The 14,307-nt window shown below is 63.5% G+C and carries 14 protein-coding genes; 3 read left to right on the top strand and 11 right to left on the bottom strand.

Translation table 11 applies throughout. The features are described 5' to 3' along the window. Positions 1 to 2: 2 nt before the first annotated feature. The 3 genes from NP945_RS12345 (at position 3) to NP945_RS12335 (ending at position 1,800) form a co-directional block, all read left to right on the top strand. Positions 3 to 983 (top strand): 2-dehydropantoate 2-reductase, encoded by a 981-nt coding sequence (locus tag NP945_RS12345; RefSeq protein WP_256746501.1) that lies wholly within the window; start codon positions 3 to 5, stop codon positions 981 to 983. Positions 984 to 1,078: 95 nt separating this feature from the next. Beyond that, on the top strand, positions 1,079 to 1,462 hold the full coding sequence (locus NP945_RS12340) for a VOC family protein (protein ID WP_127328086.1): 384 nt from the start codon (positions 1,079 to 1,081) through the stop codon (positions 1,460 to 1,462). A gap of 104 nt (positions 1,463 to 1,566) precedes the next feature. Further along, positions 1,567 to 1,800, top strand: coding sequence for a hypothetical protein (locus NP945_RS12335; RefSeq protein ID WP_256746500.1), 234 nt, complete (start codon positions 1,567 to 1,569; stop codon positions 1,798 to 1,800). Positions 1,801 to 1,885: 85 nt separating this feature from the next. Here NP945_RS12335 and NP945_RS12330 read toward each other — a convergent pair whose 3' ends face one another. The 11 genes from NP945_RS12330 to NP945_RS12280 all read right to left on the bottom strand — a co-directional run bounded on the left by NP945_RS12330 (position 1,886) and on the right by NP945_RS12280 (position 14,291). Then, entirely contained in the window at positions 1,886 to 2,944 is a 1,059-nt protein-coding gene (locus tag NP945_RS12330; RefSeq protein ID WP_256746748.1) for an aminopeptidase, read from the bottom strand. Positions 2,945 to 3,121: 177 nt separating this feature from the next. Continuing rightward, positions 3,122 to 4,093, bottom strand: coding sequence for a branched-chain amino acid ABC transporter permease (locus tag NP945_RS12325; protein WP_127267612.1), 972 nt, complete (start codon positions 4,091 to 4,093; stop codon positions 3,122 to 3,124). Positions 4,094 to 4,115: 22 nt separating this feature from the next. Next, complete coding sequence (locus NP945_RS12320; protein WP_127321083.1) at positions 4,116 to 5,003, bottom strand: branched-chain amino acid ABC transporter permease; 888 nt, start codon at positions 5,001 to 5,003, stop codon at positions 4,116 to 4,118. A gap of 7 nt (positions 5,004 to 5,010) precedes the next feature. Then, positions 5,011 to 5,721: an ABC transporter ATP-binding protein gene (locus NP945_RS12315; RefSeq protein WP_127267608.1), complete on the bottom strand. Its 711-nt coding sequence runs from the start codon at positions 5,719 to 5,721 to the stop codon at positions 5,011 to 5,013. Further along, complete coding sequence (locus NP945_RS12310; RefSeq protein WP_127380924.1) at positions 5,714 to 6,493, bottom strand: ABC transporter ATP-binding protein; 780 nt, start codon at positions 6,491 to 6,493, stop codon at positions 5,714 to 5,716. Before NP945_RS12310 ends, NP945_RS12315 begins: the two co-directional genes overlap by 8 nt. A 12-nt stretch (positions 6,494 to 6,505) precedes the next feature. Then, entirely contained in the window at positions 6,506 to 7,714 is a 1,209-nt protein-coding gene (locus NP945_RS12305; RefSeq protein ID WP_027040146.1) for an ABC transporter substrate-binding protein, read from the bottom strand. Positions 7,715 to 7,920: 206 nt separating this feature from the next. Then, on the bottom strand, positions 7,921 to 9,684 hold the full coding sequence (locus NP945_RS12300) for an ABC transporter ATP-binding protein (RefSeq protein WP_256746499.1): 1,764 nt from the start codon (positions 9,682 to 9,684) through the stop codon (positions 7,921 to 7,923). A gap of 211 nt (positions 9,685 to 9,895) precedes the next feature. Beyond that, the gene (locus NP945_RS12295; RefSeq protein WP_128306890.1) at positions 9,896 to 10,840 is read right to left on the bottom strand and encodes an acetamidase/formamidase family protein; all 945 of its coding nucleotides are present in this window, start codon (positions 10,838 to 10,840) and stop codon (positions 9,896 to 9,898) included. Beyond that, entirely contained in the window at positions 10,830 to 12,473 is a 1,644-nt protein-coding gene (locus tag NP945_RS12290; protein WP_256746498.1) for an ABC transporter substrate-binding protein, read from the bottom strand. The genes NP945_RS12295 and NP945_RS12290 overlap by 11 nt, the downstream gene beginning before the upstream one ends. Positions 12,474 to 12,507: 34 nt before the next feature. After that, the gene (locus NP945_RS12285) at positions 12,508 to 13,428 is read right to left on the bottom strand and encodes an ABC transporter permease (protein ID WP_127268209.1); all 921 of its coding nucleotides are present in this window, start codon (positions 13,426 to 13,428) and stop codon (positions 12,508 to 12,510) included. After that, positions 13,425 to 14,291: an ABC transporter permease gene (locus NP945_RS12280; protein ID WP_197031628.1), complete on the bottom strand. Its 867-nt coding sequence runs from the start codon at positions 14,289 to 14,291 to the stop codon at positions 13,425 to 13,427. The genes NP945_RS12285 and NP945_RS12280 overlap by 4 nt, the downstream gene beginning before the upstream one ends. Positions 14,292 to 14,307: the final 16 nt, after the last annotated feature.

Here is a 14,307-nt window from a genome sequence, read left to right as displayed (position 1 = left end):
CGATGAAGATCACCATCTTCGGCGCCGGTGCGATTGGCGGCTATCTTGCGGCCAAGCTCGCCATCACTGGGCGGACCGATCTTTCGATCGTCGCGCGCGGCGCCCATCTGGAAGCCATCAAGGCGGACGGCCTGCGCCTGATCGAGGATGGCCAGGAGATTTCGGTCCCCGTCCGGGCCGCCGCCAAAGCCGACGAGCTTGGCGCCCAGGATTACGTCGTGCTGGCGCTGAAAGCCCATTCGCTCTCCCCAGCCCTCGACCAGATCGCGCCGCTGCTCGGGGACCACACATCAGTCGTCACCATGCAGAACGGCGTGCCCTGGTGGTATTTCCACGGCGTCGGCGGGCCGCTCGAAGGCACCAGGCTGAACGCGGTCGACCCCGGCGGCGCGATCTGGCAGCGGATCGGACCGGACCGCGTCATCGGCTCGGTCGTCTATCCCGCCGTCGAGGTCGATGCGCCGGGTCTCATCCGCCATGTCGAGGGCAAACGTTTCTCGCTCGGCGAACCCTCCGGCGAGCGCAGCGAACGGGTCACGCTTCTGGCCGAGGAGATGGTCAAGGCCGGCCTGCAAGCGCCGGTGCGCGAGGACATCCGTAGCGAAATCTGGGTAAAACTGTGGGGCAATCTCTCCTTCAACCCGATCTCGGCGCTGACCGGCAGCACGCTGGCCGCGATCGTTGCCGACGATGGCACCCGCACGCTGGCCCGCACCATGATGCTGGAGGCGCAGGCGATCGGCGAAAGCCTCGGCGTGCGTTTTCCCATAGCGGTCGACCGGCGCATCAAGGGCGCCGGCGATGTCGGCGAACACAAGACCTCGATGCTGCAGGACCTGGAGCGCGGCAGGCCGATGGAGATCGACGCGCTGGTGAGCGCGGTGCAGGAACTTGGCCGGCTCACGGACAAGCCGACCCCGACCATCGATGCCGTGCTGGCGCTGGTGCGGCGGCTGGCGGTGGAACGCGGGTGTTATGGGTGAGATGGAAGGACAGGGCAAATCAGAGCCGTGGCGCGCGACGATCCAGGCCTTGAAGCGTCTTGGCCTCATATCCCGGCTTGACCAAGGTTAGCAGCATGCTGAACGCCATTCACCACGTCGCGCTCATCTGCACCGACTACGACCAGTCGCGACGGTTCTACGTCGAACTCCTCGGCCTCGATCTGATCCGGGAGGTTTATCGGGAGGAGCGGCAATCATGGAAGGCGGATCTGCGGATCGGGTCGGCCCAACTGGAATTGTTCTCCTTCCCTGCACCAGCGATGCGGCCATCCCACCCAGAGGCTACAGGCCTGAGACATCTGGCATTCGCTGTGGCTAATCTTGAGCCCGTAATTATCCGCCTGGAAGCCGCAGGCGTTGCCGTCGAGCCTATCCGGATCGACCCATATACGGACCAACGGTTTACCTTTTTCAGGGACCCGGATGGATTGCCGCTGGAACTCTACGAAGCCCCATAAGGAACGGTTCGCTTTCGCGACGGGCGCTGTGTACTGACGGTCTCGGTATCGGCGGACCGCGAATCTGTGCTAAGCGCCGCCCAACCAACCAAAGGACGACACCAATGAGCGAACTGACCGCGGCCGAGGCGACCGAGAGCATCTATGCCTCGCTCCGGGCGGACAATGCCGACATCGACACACATATCGCGGCGCTTAAGGCGGCGCTGACGCGAGAAGGGATCAAACAGGCGGTGTTCGATCCGGCCAAGCTGGCGCAGAACAACCGCTCGGGCCGCAAGTTGATGCAGGCTTATTTTCGGCAGCGCGGCGTGAGCGTGAAGTTCTCGGACCAGTAGAACCGCGCGGGCGATCTCAATCGCGCGATTTGGTTGGTTTCGGACGCAAGTTCCCCGACGCTTCGGGCCATCCCTTTTGACCGGCTCAATAACAGCGATCTGCCGCCGCAAGTGCATCGACGCGGTGAGCTTGGTCCAGTGCGCCAATCCGTCGGACTGACGCATAGAACCTGACATAGTCGCCCGAACACAAGTCGAACAGGCGCAGAAACGCGGTCACCCGATCGCTATAGACGGACGTCGCGGCGAGCTTTGCATTGTTGATCGGGGAAGCGAACCAGGCATCGTATCCCCGGTATCGGCCCCAGCGCCTGTCGCGCATGTGTCGGTAGCGCATCCGCAGCCGTTCAATCGCGGCCGTCTTCGCGGCCAGTTTTTGCTCCGAGGTGCCGGAGTTGGAATAGACTTGCGTCAGCTCGTCGCGGGTCCGCGACACCAGCGCAAGAAATTCAGCCTTGCGCCTCCGGGCAGCTTCGTAACGGCGCAATGCGGCGGTGTCGCCAGTCGCGCGCAGCCACTTTTTCACGCCGGTCGTTTCAACGGCGACAGCGAACGCCTCGTTGAATGCGGAATCGTCGTGCACGTAGACGCGCTGGTGGGCCAGTTCATGGAACACCAGCGCTGCGAGATTGGTTTCATCCTGGCCGAACATCGTGCTGAGCAGCGGGTCGCTCGACCAGCCAAGCGTGGAATATGCCGTGATGCCCGTCACATAGACGTCCATGCCCTGTCCTTGAAGTTCGACAGCGGTTTCAGTCGCGGACTTCCTGGAGAAATACCCCCGGTAGGGAACACAGCCGAAAACAGGAAAACACCATGTTCGCGGCGTCAGCGAAAATGCCGGCGCGGCGAAGACAGCCCATGTCACCGAGTCCCGACCAATGTCGACATAGCTGCGGTAGCTGTTGTTGTCAGGCAGCGCCAGTTCATCCGTTGCGAACTGTCGTATAGCGCTCGCCGATGCCATTCGCGCGCGCAATGCCTTCGGCGTCGACGGATCCTCGATCAGTTTTCCGACATCCTGGCGCGCTGTCATGATCCGCAGATGGCCCTGCACGGATTGCGCGTAGTAGGAAATACTGGTGCAACCGGTCACGCCGGACGCCATGATTACAACGACAAGCAATCGAAAGAATGCGCGCATCACGATTTGCCCAAAGCAGTGCTCACCCGTTCCGATGGAGTCGCAATTGCCCCAGGTCGCAAGCAGTCGCATCGATTTGATCGAGGTCTATAGCTTTCTGAAGTATCCGGACAGGTGCTCATTGGGGTGACGCATGCGTCACCACGCGCAAGCCGCGTCCCATCAACCTGCAGCTGATCAGTCCTTTCCCGCCCGCTTGAAAATCCGCGCGTAAAATTCGCCGACGATGCCGCGCCGGAAGACGAGCACGCACACCATGAAGATCAGGCCGGTGGCGATGGTCACCGGAAAGCCGGAAGTGGCAAGCGTGTTTTCCAGGCCGATGACAAGGCTGGCGCCGATGATCGGCCCGACCATGGTGCCGATGCCGCCCAGAAGCGTCATCAGGATCACCTCGCCCGACATCTGCCAGGTGACGTCGGTGAGCGTGGCGAACTGGAAAACGATCGCCTTGAGCGATCCGGCCAGCCCGGCCAGCGCCGCCGACATGACGAAGGCGCCGAGCTTGTAGTTGGCGACGGAATAGCCCAGCGAAATGGCGCGGTTCTCGTTCTCGCGGATCGAGCGCAGGATCATGCCGAACGGCGAATTGACGATGCGCCAGATGGCGAAGACGCCGACGAGGAACACCGCCAGCACGAAATAATACATGTTCAGCGAGACGTTCAGGTCGAGGACGCCTAGCAGCATGCCGCGCGGCACACCTTGGATGCCATCCTCGCCTTGCGTGAACGGCGCCTGCACGCAGAAGAAGAAGAACATCTGCGACAGCGCCAGCGTGATCATGGCGAAATAGATGCCTTGCCGGCGAATGGCGAAGAAGCCCATGACGAAGCCAAGCAGGGCCGCGCCCGCCATGCCGAGCAGAATGCCGGCTTCCGGCGGCCAGCCCCAGACCTTGACGGCATGCGCGGTGAAGTAGGCGGCGCCGCCAAAGAAGGTTGCATGGCCGAACGACAGGAGCCCGGTGTAGCCAAGCAGGAGATTGAACGCGCAGGCAAACAGCGCGAAGCACAGCATCTTCATCAGGAAGATCGGATAGACTAGGAAAGGCGCCACCAGCAGCGCCAGGATGCCGAGCCCGACCAGCGTCCATTCAAGCCGCGCCGAGGTTTTGGCCGATGTCTCGCGAAGCGTCAGTTCCGACATGTCAGATGTCTCTTCCGACATGTCAGGCGTCCCTTCCGAACAGGCCGGCCGGCCGGACCAGAAGCACGATGGCCATGATGACGAAGACCACGAGGTTGGAGGCCTCAGGATAGAAGACCTTGGTCAGGCCTTCGGCAAGGCCGAGCATGTAGCCGGTGACGATGGCGCCAAGGATCGATCCCATGCCGCCGACCACGACGACGGCGAAGACGACGATGATGAGATCCGACCCCATAAGCGGGCTCACCTGATAGATCGGCGCTGCCAGAATTCCGGCAAGCCCAGCCAGCGCGGAGCCGAGGCCGTAGGTCAGGGTCAGCAGCAACGGCACGTTGACGCCGAAAGCCTGGACGAGGCGGGGATTCTCCGTCGCGGCGCGCAGGTAGGAACCGAGCCTGGTCTTCTCGATCAGCACCCAGGTTCCGAAGCAGACGATCAGCGAGGCAACGACGACCCAGCCGCGATAATTGGGCAGGAACATGAAGCCGAGATTGGTGCCTCCCGAAAGCAGCGGCGGGACGGCGTAGGGGTTTCCCGAGACGCCGTAATAGTAGCGGAAGATGCCTTCGAGCACGAGCGCGAGGCCGAAGGTGAAGAGCAGCCCGTAGAGCGGGTCGAGATCGTACAGCCGCGACAGCGCCAGGCGCTCGACCACGATGCCGAAGACACCGACGATCAGCGGCGCAAGGATCAGCGCCGGCCAGTAGCCGATGCCGAGATAGGTGAGCAGCAGATAGCCGACGAAGGCGCCGAGCATATATTGGGCGCCATGGGCGAAATTGATGACCCGCAGCAGGCCGAATATGACGGCCAGGCCCAGGCTCAGCATGGCGTAGAACGAGCCGTTGATCAGGCCGACCAGCAACTGGCCGAGGAAAGCCTGAACCGGGATTCCGAAGATCATCGTCATGGCGCCATCATACACCCAGGACTTCGTGGAGCTGCGTCATGCGGTCCGGCAGCTCGCCGACCGGGAACCCTGCCACCACCTTGCCGTGCTCCATCAGATAGAAACGATCGGCGACACGGCTGGCGAAGCGGAAGTTCTGCTCGACCAGCAGGATCGTCATGCCGCGCTTTTTCAACGTCGCCAGCAACGCGCCGATGCGCTGCACGATGACGGGAGCGAGCCCCTCCGTCGGCTCGTCGAGAAGCAGCATTTTCACACCCGTTCTCAACATGCGCGCGATCGCCAGCATCTGCTGTTCGCCGCCCGACAGCCTGGTGCCGGGACTGTTGCGCCGCTCCTTCAGATTGGGGAACAGATCGAATATCTCCTCGACGCTCATGCCGCCCTCGGCCACGACCGGCGGCAGAACCAGGTTCTCGTCGACGGTCAGCGTGGCGAAAATACCGCGCTCCTCCGGCACGAAGCCGATGCCCTGATGCGCGGTGCGGTGCAGCGGCAGCCGCATCAGATCCTGGCCGTCGAAGGCGATCCCGCCGGTTCGCTTGCGGATCAGCCCCATGATGGCGCGCAGCGTCGTCGTCTTGCCGACGCCATTGCGGCCGAGCAGTGTGACCGTCTCGCCGGAATACACTTCCAGATCGACGCCGTGCAGCGCATGGCCCTCGCCATACCAGGCGTTGAGGCCGCTGACGGCAAGCAGAGGTGCGGTACTAGTCATCGGCGGTGCCCATATAGGCGATCTTGACGCGCTCGTCGCGGCTGACCGTGGCGTAGTCGCCGGCGGCCAGCACCTCGCCGCGCTGCATGACCGTTATCCAGTCGCAAAGGTCGGCCACGACAGTCAGATTGTGCTCGACCATCAGCACGGCGCGATCCCTGGCCACCGAACGGATAAGGTCGGAAACCGTGGCCACGTCCTCGTGCCCCATGCCGGCCATCGGCTCGTCCAGCAGCAGCACTTTCGGATCGAGCGCCAGGGTCGTGGCGATCTCGAGCACGCGTTTCCTGCCATAGGAAAGGTCGCCGGCGAGCCTGTTCCTGGCGTCGTCGAGACCGACCGAGCGAAGCAATTCCTCGGCACGCGGCGTCAGCCGGTCGAGCGCCGCCAGCGAGCGCCAGAACTGAACGCTGAGCCCGCCCGGCCGCTGCAGGGCGACGCGGACATTGTCGAGCACGCTGAGGTGCGGAAAAATCGCCGATATCTGGAACGAGCGCACCAGGCCCATCCGCGCGACCCTGGCCGGCGACGTGCGGGTGATGTCATGGCCAAGCAGCTCGATCCTGCCGCTGGTCGGCGCCAGGAACTTGGTGAGCAGGTTGAAGACGGTCGTCTTGCCGGCGCCGTTGGGTCCGATCAGGGCATGGATGTTGCCATGGCGAACATCCAGATCGACGTTTTTCACGGCGATGAAGCCGGCAAAGTCACGCCGCAACCCGCGGGCGGAAAGCACCACAGGCGGCTCGTTCGCGCTCAGGTCAGTCGGCGCCATCGGCCGCGCCGATCACTGGCCGGCCGTCGGACAGCCGCTTTCCTTTTCGCTCAGGAAGGCCTCGTTGCCAGGAATGGTGGCGAGATATTTGTAGTAGTCCCACTCCTTGGTGCTCTCGGCTGGCGACTTGACCTGATAGAGGTACATGTCGTGGACCATGTTGCCGTCCGCCTGCACTTTGCCGTTGGTTATCGCGGCGTCGTCCACAGGCATCGAATGCAGTTGCTTGGCGACGGCTTCGGTCTCGTCCGTGCCGGCCTTGTCGATCGCTTTCAGGTACTGCGTCACCGCTGAATAGGTCGAGGCCTGGATCATGTTCGGCATGCGGTTGGTGCGCTTGAAAAAGCGCTGCCCGAATTCGCGGCTCTTGTCGTCGCGATCCCAATAATAGCCTTCGGTCAGCACAACGCCCTGCGCCGCTTGAAGGCCAAGCCCATGCACCTCGGCCAGCGTGAACAGGAGTGCGGCAAGACGCTGACCGCCCTGCACGATGCCGAATTCGGCCGCCTGCTTGATCGAGTTGGAGGTATCGAGGCCGGCATTGGCCAGGCCGATGACCTTGGCGCCCGACGATTGCGCCTGCAGCAGGAAGGACGAATAATCGGTTGATCCCAGGGGATAACGCACCTCGCCCAGCACCTTGCCGCCATGGCTCTCGACGAACTTGGTGGTCTGATCCTTCAGCGAATAGCCGAATGCATAGTCGACGGTGACGAAGAACCAGCTGTCGCCGCCCTGCTGCACGAGAGAGCCGCCTGTCCCAACCGCTTGCGAATGAGTGTCATAGGCCCAGTGGAAGCCATAGGGCGAGCATTGTTTGCCGGTCAGCTCCGTGGTCGCCGCGCCGGTGACGATGTCGATCTTCTTCTTTTCCTTGGAAATCCCCTGGACGGCGAGCGCCACCGAAGAGGTCGTCAGTTCCATGATGGCATCGACCTGCTCGGTGTCATACCACTGCCGCGCGATGTTGGAGGCGATATCGGGCTTATTCTGGTGATCGGCGCTGATGATTTCTATCGGCGCTCCCTGCACCTTGCCGCCGAAATCCTCGACCGCCATCTTGGCCGCCTCGACCGACCACTTGCCGCCGAAATCGGCGTAGACGCCCGATTGGTCGTTGAGGATGCCGATCTTGACCTTGCCGTCGGAAATTTCGGCGGCCGAGGCGGGAATCGCGGATGCGGCGAGAAGTGCCGCGGAAACGAAAAGGCTTACCTTCATGGTTGACTTCCTCCCATAGCGATGAATCCGACCGACCCTCCTACGATCGATCATCGCAATGGTATTGAACATGAGGAAGATAGGGACAGAGGGCAAGAGGCCGTTAGGGATTTCGTGTGCGAAGCGATACCGTTTGGCGGGGGAACGCGAGCCTTGAGCGCGAGATAGAGACACAAACACGTGAACCGCCCGGCGGCAGTGCCGGCTCAGCCCTCGGCGGCGACGAGATGGCCGTTGCCGACATCCCTCAGCGCCAGTTTCAGCGGCGCCTCGCCGATCCTGCGGGTGGCGCTCGGGATCTCCTGGTCGAGGCGGGCGAAGCGGCTTCGTCGCTTGGCTGGATCGGGCACCGGCACGGCTTCGATGAGGCGTCTGGTGTAGGGGTGGCGCGGGTTGGAAAAGACCTGGTCGCGCGTGCCCATCTCGATGATCTGGCCGAGATACATGACGGCGACGCGGTCGGAGATGTTCTCGACCACAGCCATGTCATGCGAGATGAAGAGATAGGCGACGCCGAATTCGCGCTGCAATTCCTTCAACAGATCGAGCACGCGCGCCTGCACCGAAACGTCGAGCGCCGAGACGCTTTCGTCGGCGATGATCAGCTTCGGCCGCAGCGCAAGAGCGCGTGCAATACAGACGCGCTGGCGCTGGCCGCCGGAGAATTCATGCGGATAGAGCTCCATCTGATCGGCCGACAGGCCGACGCGCTCGAACAGCGCCGCGACACGGTCACTGCGCTCTTGCTTCGAGGCGATGCCATGGATCAGCAGCGGCTCGGCGACGAGTTCGCCGACGCGCATGCGCGGGTCGAGCGAGGCGTAGGGATCCTGAAAAATCATCTGCACGTCGCGGCGCACCGCCTTACGCTCGTCGCGGCCAAGGCCGGACAGATTGCGGCCGCCAATGGCGATGTCGCCGCTGTAGGGCACCAGTCCGGCCAGTGCCTTGGCGGTGGTCGACTTGCCGCAGCCGGATTCGCCGACCAGCGCCAGCGTCTCGTTGGGCGCGATCGAGAAGGTCACGCCTTCCACCGCGTGGACGCGGCGGGTGACCCGGCCGAAGAAGCCGCCATGCAGGTCGAAGCGGACATGCAGGTCGTTGACTTCTGCGACATTGGCCGGCATCGCCGTCTCGGCATCCCTGGATTTCTGGCGGCCGATACCGCTGCCGATGCGCGGCACGGCGGCAAGCAGTTCGCGCGTGTAGTCGGCTTGCGGCCTGGCAAAAATGTCAGCGGTTCTTCCCTCTTCGACCATGCGGCCATGCCGCATGATGATGACGCGGTCGGCCATTTCGGCGACGACGCCCATGTCGTGGGTGATCAGGATGACGCTGGTGCCGTGCTGGCGCTGCAGGTCGCGCAGCAGCTCCAGCACCTCGCCTTGCACGGTGACGTCGAGGGCCGTCGTCGGCTCGTCGGCGATCAGCACGTCCGGCTCGAGCGCCAGCGCCATGGCGATCATCACCCGCTGGCGCATGCCGCCGGACAGTTCGTGCGGAAACTGCTTTAGCCGGCTTTCGGCCTCTGAAATGCGCACCGCCTTCAACGCCTCGATGGCGCGCTGACGAGCTTCGCCCTGCGACAGGCTGGTGTGTGCCTCGATGGATTCGGTGAGCTGCCGGCCGATCGACAGCACCGGGTTGAGCGAGGTCATCGGCTCCTGGAAGATCATGGCGATGCGGTCGCCGCGAATGCGCCGCATCCGGCGCTCGTCGAGAATCGTCAGATCTGTATCGCCCAGATGGATTTTCCCAGACGATATGCGCGCCGCCGGCTGCGGCAGCAATTGCATGATGGCCAGTGCGGTCATCGATTTGCCGGAGCCGGATTCACCGGCAATGCAGAGCGTCTCGCCACGCGCCAGCGTCAGCGATAGATCGGAGACGACCTCACGCTCGCCATCCTCGCCGCGCACGCTGACGCAGAGGTTGGCGATGTCGAGGATGGGTTCGGGGGTTGAGGTCATTGCAAAGGCAAAGTTCTGAGAGGTTTATTCCGGCACGCCCCCCTCTGTCCTGCCGGACATCTCCCCCTCAAGGGGGGAGATTGGCCGTCACGTGGGCCGGCGCTCCCCCTTGCAACATTAGAGATTGGCGAAAGCCGAAGTGACATCTGATCTCCCCCCTTGAGGGGGAGATGTCCGGCAGGACAGAGGGGGGTGCAGCGCCGACTTGACATCATTCAAACACGCAGCGCGGGAAGTAGAACGACACCACCCAGTTCGGCATATCGACGATCTCGCTGATCCTGAGATCACCGCAGACAGAGGCCAACATATAGGCTTCGACCGGGTCGATCTTGTAACGGCCGGCGAGCAGGTCGACCATCTGGGCAACCGCCTCCCTGGCGCCGGCCATCAGGTCCGGACCGATGCCGGTCGTCACCTCATAACCCTTGGCGTCGAGATGGCGCGTCACCGGGCCTGGCGTGGTGAAGCGCGGCGTCTTCAGCCTGGCATCCTTGACCAGATCGAGCTTGAGCACGACGTCCATCGGGCTTTCGATCGCCGTGCCGCAGACCTCGCCGTCGCCTTGCGCGGCATGGGTATCGCCGACCGAAAACAGCGCGCCCGCCACTTCCACCGGCAGGTACAGCGTGGTGCCGGCGGCGAGATCGCGGATGTCGAGATTGCCGCCGACGCGCCTTGGCGGCACCACCGAATGGTGGCCCTTTTCGGCCAGCGCGTTGCCAATGGTGCCGGCGAAGGGTTTCAACGGCACACGCGCATTTTTGCCGAACAGCGCCGGCTCGAGCGAGACGGCGTCGTATTTCCAGATGTTCAGCGCCGGCTCCTTGAAGTCGTCGGCGAGCAGCCCGAAACCGGGAATGTTGGCCGTCCAGCCGAAGCCGGATGGTTTGAACATCTCGATCGTCACCTTCAGTGCATCGCCCGGCTCGGCGCCCTCGACGAAGATCGGCCCGGTCACCGGATTGACGGTGGCGAAGTCGAGCCTGGCGACGTCGGCGACCGTGCTGTCGGCCTGCAACTGGCCGCCGGAGGAATCGAGGCACTGGAACTCGATGGTCGAGCCGGGCGCCACCCGCTCGGCCGGGACAAACGAATTGTCCCAGCCGAAATGATGTTGGCGCCCGTGGATGGTGTAGTCGCAGTTATTGCACATCTTTTACGTACACATTGTCGTAGTTGATCGGGATATGGACCGGGTCGACATAGAGGTTGTCGGCGCCGCCCATGCGCGCCGACTTCATGGTGAAGCGCTGCTCGTTGAAGACCGGCGCCCAGGGCGCGTCTTCCATCACCTTGTCGTAGATGGCGCTCCACATCTTGTCACGCTCGCCGGCCTTGGCCGGGTCGACCACCGAGTCGGCCTCGGCCGCCTTGGCCTCGAGATCCTTGTTGCAGTACCACGACCAGTTCCAGCCGCCCGGCACCGCGCCGGCGCAGCCGAGGATCGGGCCGTAGAAGTTCGACGGATCCGGGAAGTCGGCGATCCAGGCCATGCCGCCGGACCAGATCATCGGTGCGCCGGCCTTGTCGCCGCCGGCGGCAATGACGTTTGCCTGAGCCAGCGACTGGATGCTGGCCTTGATGCCGATCGCCGCCAGATCCTGCTGGATCGCCTGAGCGATGCGCGGGTTGGGATCGGTGTTCATGGCGAACAATTGCGTGTCGAAACCATCGGGATGACCGGCCTCGGCAAGCAGCGCCTTGGCCTTGCCGACGTCATAGGGATAGCCCTTGTACTCCTTGTCGTAGCCCGGCATCGACGGCGGCAGCGGCTGGTTGGCCGGCACAGCGCGGCCGTTGATGATCTGGATGATGCGCGCCTTGTTGATCGCCATGTTGACCGCCTGACGCACCTTCACATTGTCGAACGGCGCCATGGTGGTGTTCATGGTGACATAGCCGGTGTGCAGCTGGCCGCCTTCGACGACGCGCGCCTTCTGCTCCGGATCGGCCATCACCTCCTGGAATTTTGCCGGCGGAATGCCGTCGCCGGGCACATCGATCTCGCCCTTCTGCAGGCGCAGCAGCGCCACGATCGGCTCCTGGCCGATCTCGAAGGTGATCTTGTCCAGATGCGGCAGGCCCTTGTGCCAATAGTCCGCATTGCGCTCGAAGACGATGCGCTGGCCGAGTGTCCACTCGGCGAGCTTGAAGGCGCCGGTGCCGACCGGATGCTTGCCGAAATCGGCGCCGTATTTCTCGACCTCTTCCTTCGGCACGACATGCGAGAAGTTGATGGCCATGACATGCAGGAAAGTGGCGTCGGGCCGGGTCAGCTCGAACTTGACCGTATAGGGATCGACGACGGTGACGCCGGAGAGGCTCTCGGCCTTGCCGGCGGCGACATCGTCATAGCCCTTGATCGAGCCGAAAAAGCCGGCGCCGGGGCTCTGGGTTTTGGGATTGGTGACGCGGTCGAGCGAATATTTCACGTCGTCGGCGGTCATCTCGCGGCCATTGTGAAATTTCACGCCATGGCGCAGCTTGAAGGTGAAGGTCTTGCCGTCGGGCGCGATCTCGTAGCTTTCGGCAAGGTCGGGCTTCAAATTGGTGGTGCCCGGTTCGTAATCCATCAGCCCGTCGAACAGGCTCTTGATCATCGACCAGTTCTGCCAGTCATAGCCGATCGCCGGATCGAGCGTGGCGACATCGTCCTTGTAGGTGATGGTGATGGCGCCGCCCTGCTTGGCGTTCGGATCGATCGCGTCTTCGGCGCGAACACTTGTCATGCCGAGCATCAGCGCCAGCGCCGATGCCGCTACCGTGGATGCGAGAAACTTTTTCATTTTTATGTTCCCTTTCTCTGTCTGGTTTTCATTTTCATCTGAGCTTGATGCGGGGGTCGATGAAGGGCGCGATGACGTCGGCCAGCAGATTGCCGAGCACGATGGCGAAGGCCGAGACCAGGGTGACGCCCATGATGATCGGGATGTCCACGCGCTGGATGGCCTGCCACGCCAGCTGGCCAATGCCAGGCCAGCCGAACACGCTTTCGACGACGACGATGCCACCCATGAAGATGCCGATGTCGATGCCGATCATGGCGATGACCGGCAGGATGGCGTTGGGCAGTGCATGTCGGAACAGGATGGCTCGCCGCGCCAGGCCCTTGGCGCGGGCGGTGCGGACATAATCCTGACGCAGAACATCGATCATCGACGAGCGCATCATGCGGGCGTACCAGCCGGCGCCGAGTATGCCCATGGTCAGCGACGGCAGCACGAGATGACGCCAGGTGCCATAGCCGCCGATCGGGAACCAGCTGAGCCGCACGGCAAAGACGTAGAGCAGCAGCAAGCCGACGACGAATTGCGGCGCCGAGACGCCGACGAAGGAGGCGACCATCAGCGTCTGGTCGGTGCCGGTGCCGCGCTTGACGGCGGCGATCAGGCCCATGCTGAGGCCGAGCAGCAGCTCGCACAGGATGGCGCCGACCATCAGCAACAGGCTGGCCGGCAGCCGCGAGACGATCAGCTCGGTGACCTCGGAGCGCTGGATGTAGGAGCGGCCGAGATCGCCGCTGATGAGCTTTGTGAGATAGCGCCAGTACTGGACGATGAAGGGCTGGTCGAGGCCGAGCTGCTGGCGGATGTTCTCGACCGTCTGCGGCGTGGCGCTGCGGCCGGCGATCTGGCGCACCGGGTCGGCCGGCAAGAGATAGAGCAGCGCGAAGGTGATCAGCGAGACGCCGAGCAGGATCAGCAGCGACTGGATGAGGCGGCGGCCTAGATAGGCGATCATGCCCGGCCCCTCTGCGTCGGATCGAGAATGTCGCGCAGTGCATCGCCGATCAGGTTGAAGGCGAGCGCCAGCGCCAGGATCGCCGCACCGGGAAAGAACACCAGCCAGGGTGCGGCCTGGAAATAGGTCTGGTTCTCGAAGATGATGTTGCCCCAGGACGCCGTCGGCGGCTGCACGCCAATGCCGAGGAAGGAGAGCGTCGCCTCCAACAGCACCGTGGTCGAAATGCCGAGCGTGCCCCAGACGATGATGGTCGGCAGCAGATGCGGCAGGATGTGGCGAAACAGGATGCGCGGTGCGCTCGCCCCGATGGTGCGCTCGGCGTCGATGAACTCGCGTTCGGCGAGCGAAGAGGTCTCGGTGTAGATAACGCGGGCGGTCTGCACCCAGTTGACCAGCGCGATGACCATGGCGACGATCCACAGGCTGGGCTCGAACACCGCCGCCAGGCAAATGGCGAGCAGCAGTGCCGGAAAGGCCATCATCAAATCGGTGAAGCGCATCAGCGCACTGCCGATCCAGCCGCGGAAATAGCCAGCAACAACGCCGACCAGCGTGCCGATGAACAGAGCCACGCCATTGGCGACGATGCCGATGATCAGCGAGGTGCGCGCGCCGTAGAGGATGCGGGTCAACAGGTCGCGGCCGAGCAGGTCGGTGCCCAGCCAGAATTTTGCATCCGGCGGCAAGGGCGAGCCCTCGATGGTCAGGCCGTCGAACATCTGCTCATTGGGATCGTAGCCGGTCAGCCATGGCGCCAGCACGGCGCCGGCAACGACAATGGCGACAATGACCAGCCCGAGCAGCGCCAGACGACGCTTGACCAGCCGGCGCCAGACGCCGGCGCGCGGCTTGACCGGCATGCGCCCTGGCGCGGTG

Source organism: Mesorhizobium sp. LMG17149, from assembly GCF_024518695.1.
Lineage (GTDB): Bacteria > Pseudomonadota > Alphaproteobacteria > Rhizobiales > Rhizobiaceae > Mesorhizobium.
This window is presented reverse-complemented; position numbering and strand designations above follow the sequence as displayed.

Coding starts and splice junctions, on each gene's coding strand:
- NP945_RS12295 (WP_128306890.1), bottom strand. CDS start 10,840: ATGTGCAATAACTGCGACTACACCATCCACGGGCGCCAACATCATTTC.
- NP945_RS12305 (WP_027040146.1), bottom strand. CDS start 7,714: ATGAAGGTAAGCCTTTTCGTTTCCGCGGCACTTCTCGCCGCATCCGCG.
- NP945_RS12330 (WP_256746748.1), bottom strand. CDS start 2,944: ATGCGCGCATTCTTTCGATTGCTTGTCGTTGTAATCATGGCGTCCGGC.
- NP945_RS12285 (WP_127268209.1), bottom strand. CDS start 13,428: ATGATCGCCTATCTAGGCCGCCGCCTCATCCAGTCGCTGCTGATCCTG.
- NP945_RS12280 (WP_197031628.1), bottom strand. CDS start 14,291: ATGCCGGTCAAGCCGCGCGCCGGCGTCTGGCGCCGGCTGGTCAAGCGT.
- NP945_RS12340 (WP_127328086.1), top strand. CDS start 1,079: ATGCTGAACGCCATTCACCACGTCGCGCTCATCTGCACCGACTACGAC.
- NP945_RS12310 (WP_127380924.1), bottom strand. CDS start 6,493: ATGGCGCCGACTGACCTGAGCGCGAACGAGCCGCCTGTGGTGCTTTCC.
- NP945_RS12325 (WP_127267612.1), bottom strand. CDS start 4,093: ATGTCGGAACTGACGCTTCGCGAGACATCGGCCAAAACCTCGGCGCGG.
- NP945_RS12315 (WP_127267608.1), bottom strand. CDS start 5,721: ATGACTAGTACCGCACCTCTGCTTGCCGTCAGCGGCCTCAACGCCTGG.
- NP945_RS12345 (WP_256746501.1), top strand. CDS start 3: ATGAAGATCACCATCTTCGGCGCCGGTGCGATTGGCGGCTATCTTGCG.
- NP945_RS12320 (WP_127321083.1), bottom strand. CDS start 5,003: ATGACGATGATCTTCGGAATCCCGGTTCAGGCTTTCCTCGGCCAGTTG.
- NP945_RS12290 (WP_256746498.1), bottom strand. CDS start 12,473: ATGAAAAAGTTTCTCGCATCCACGGTAGCGGCATCGGCGCTGGCGCTG.
- NP945_RS12335 (WP_256746500.1), top strand. CDS start 1,567: ATGAGCGAACTGACCGCGGCCGAGGCGACCGAGAGCATCTATGCCTCG.
- NP945_RS12300 (WP_256746499.1), bottom strand. CDS start 9,684: ATGACCTCAACCCCCGAACCCATCCTCGACATCGCCAACCTCTGCGTC.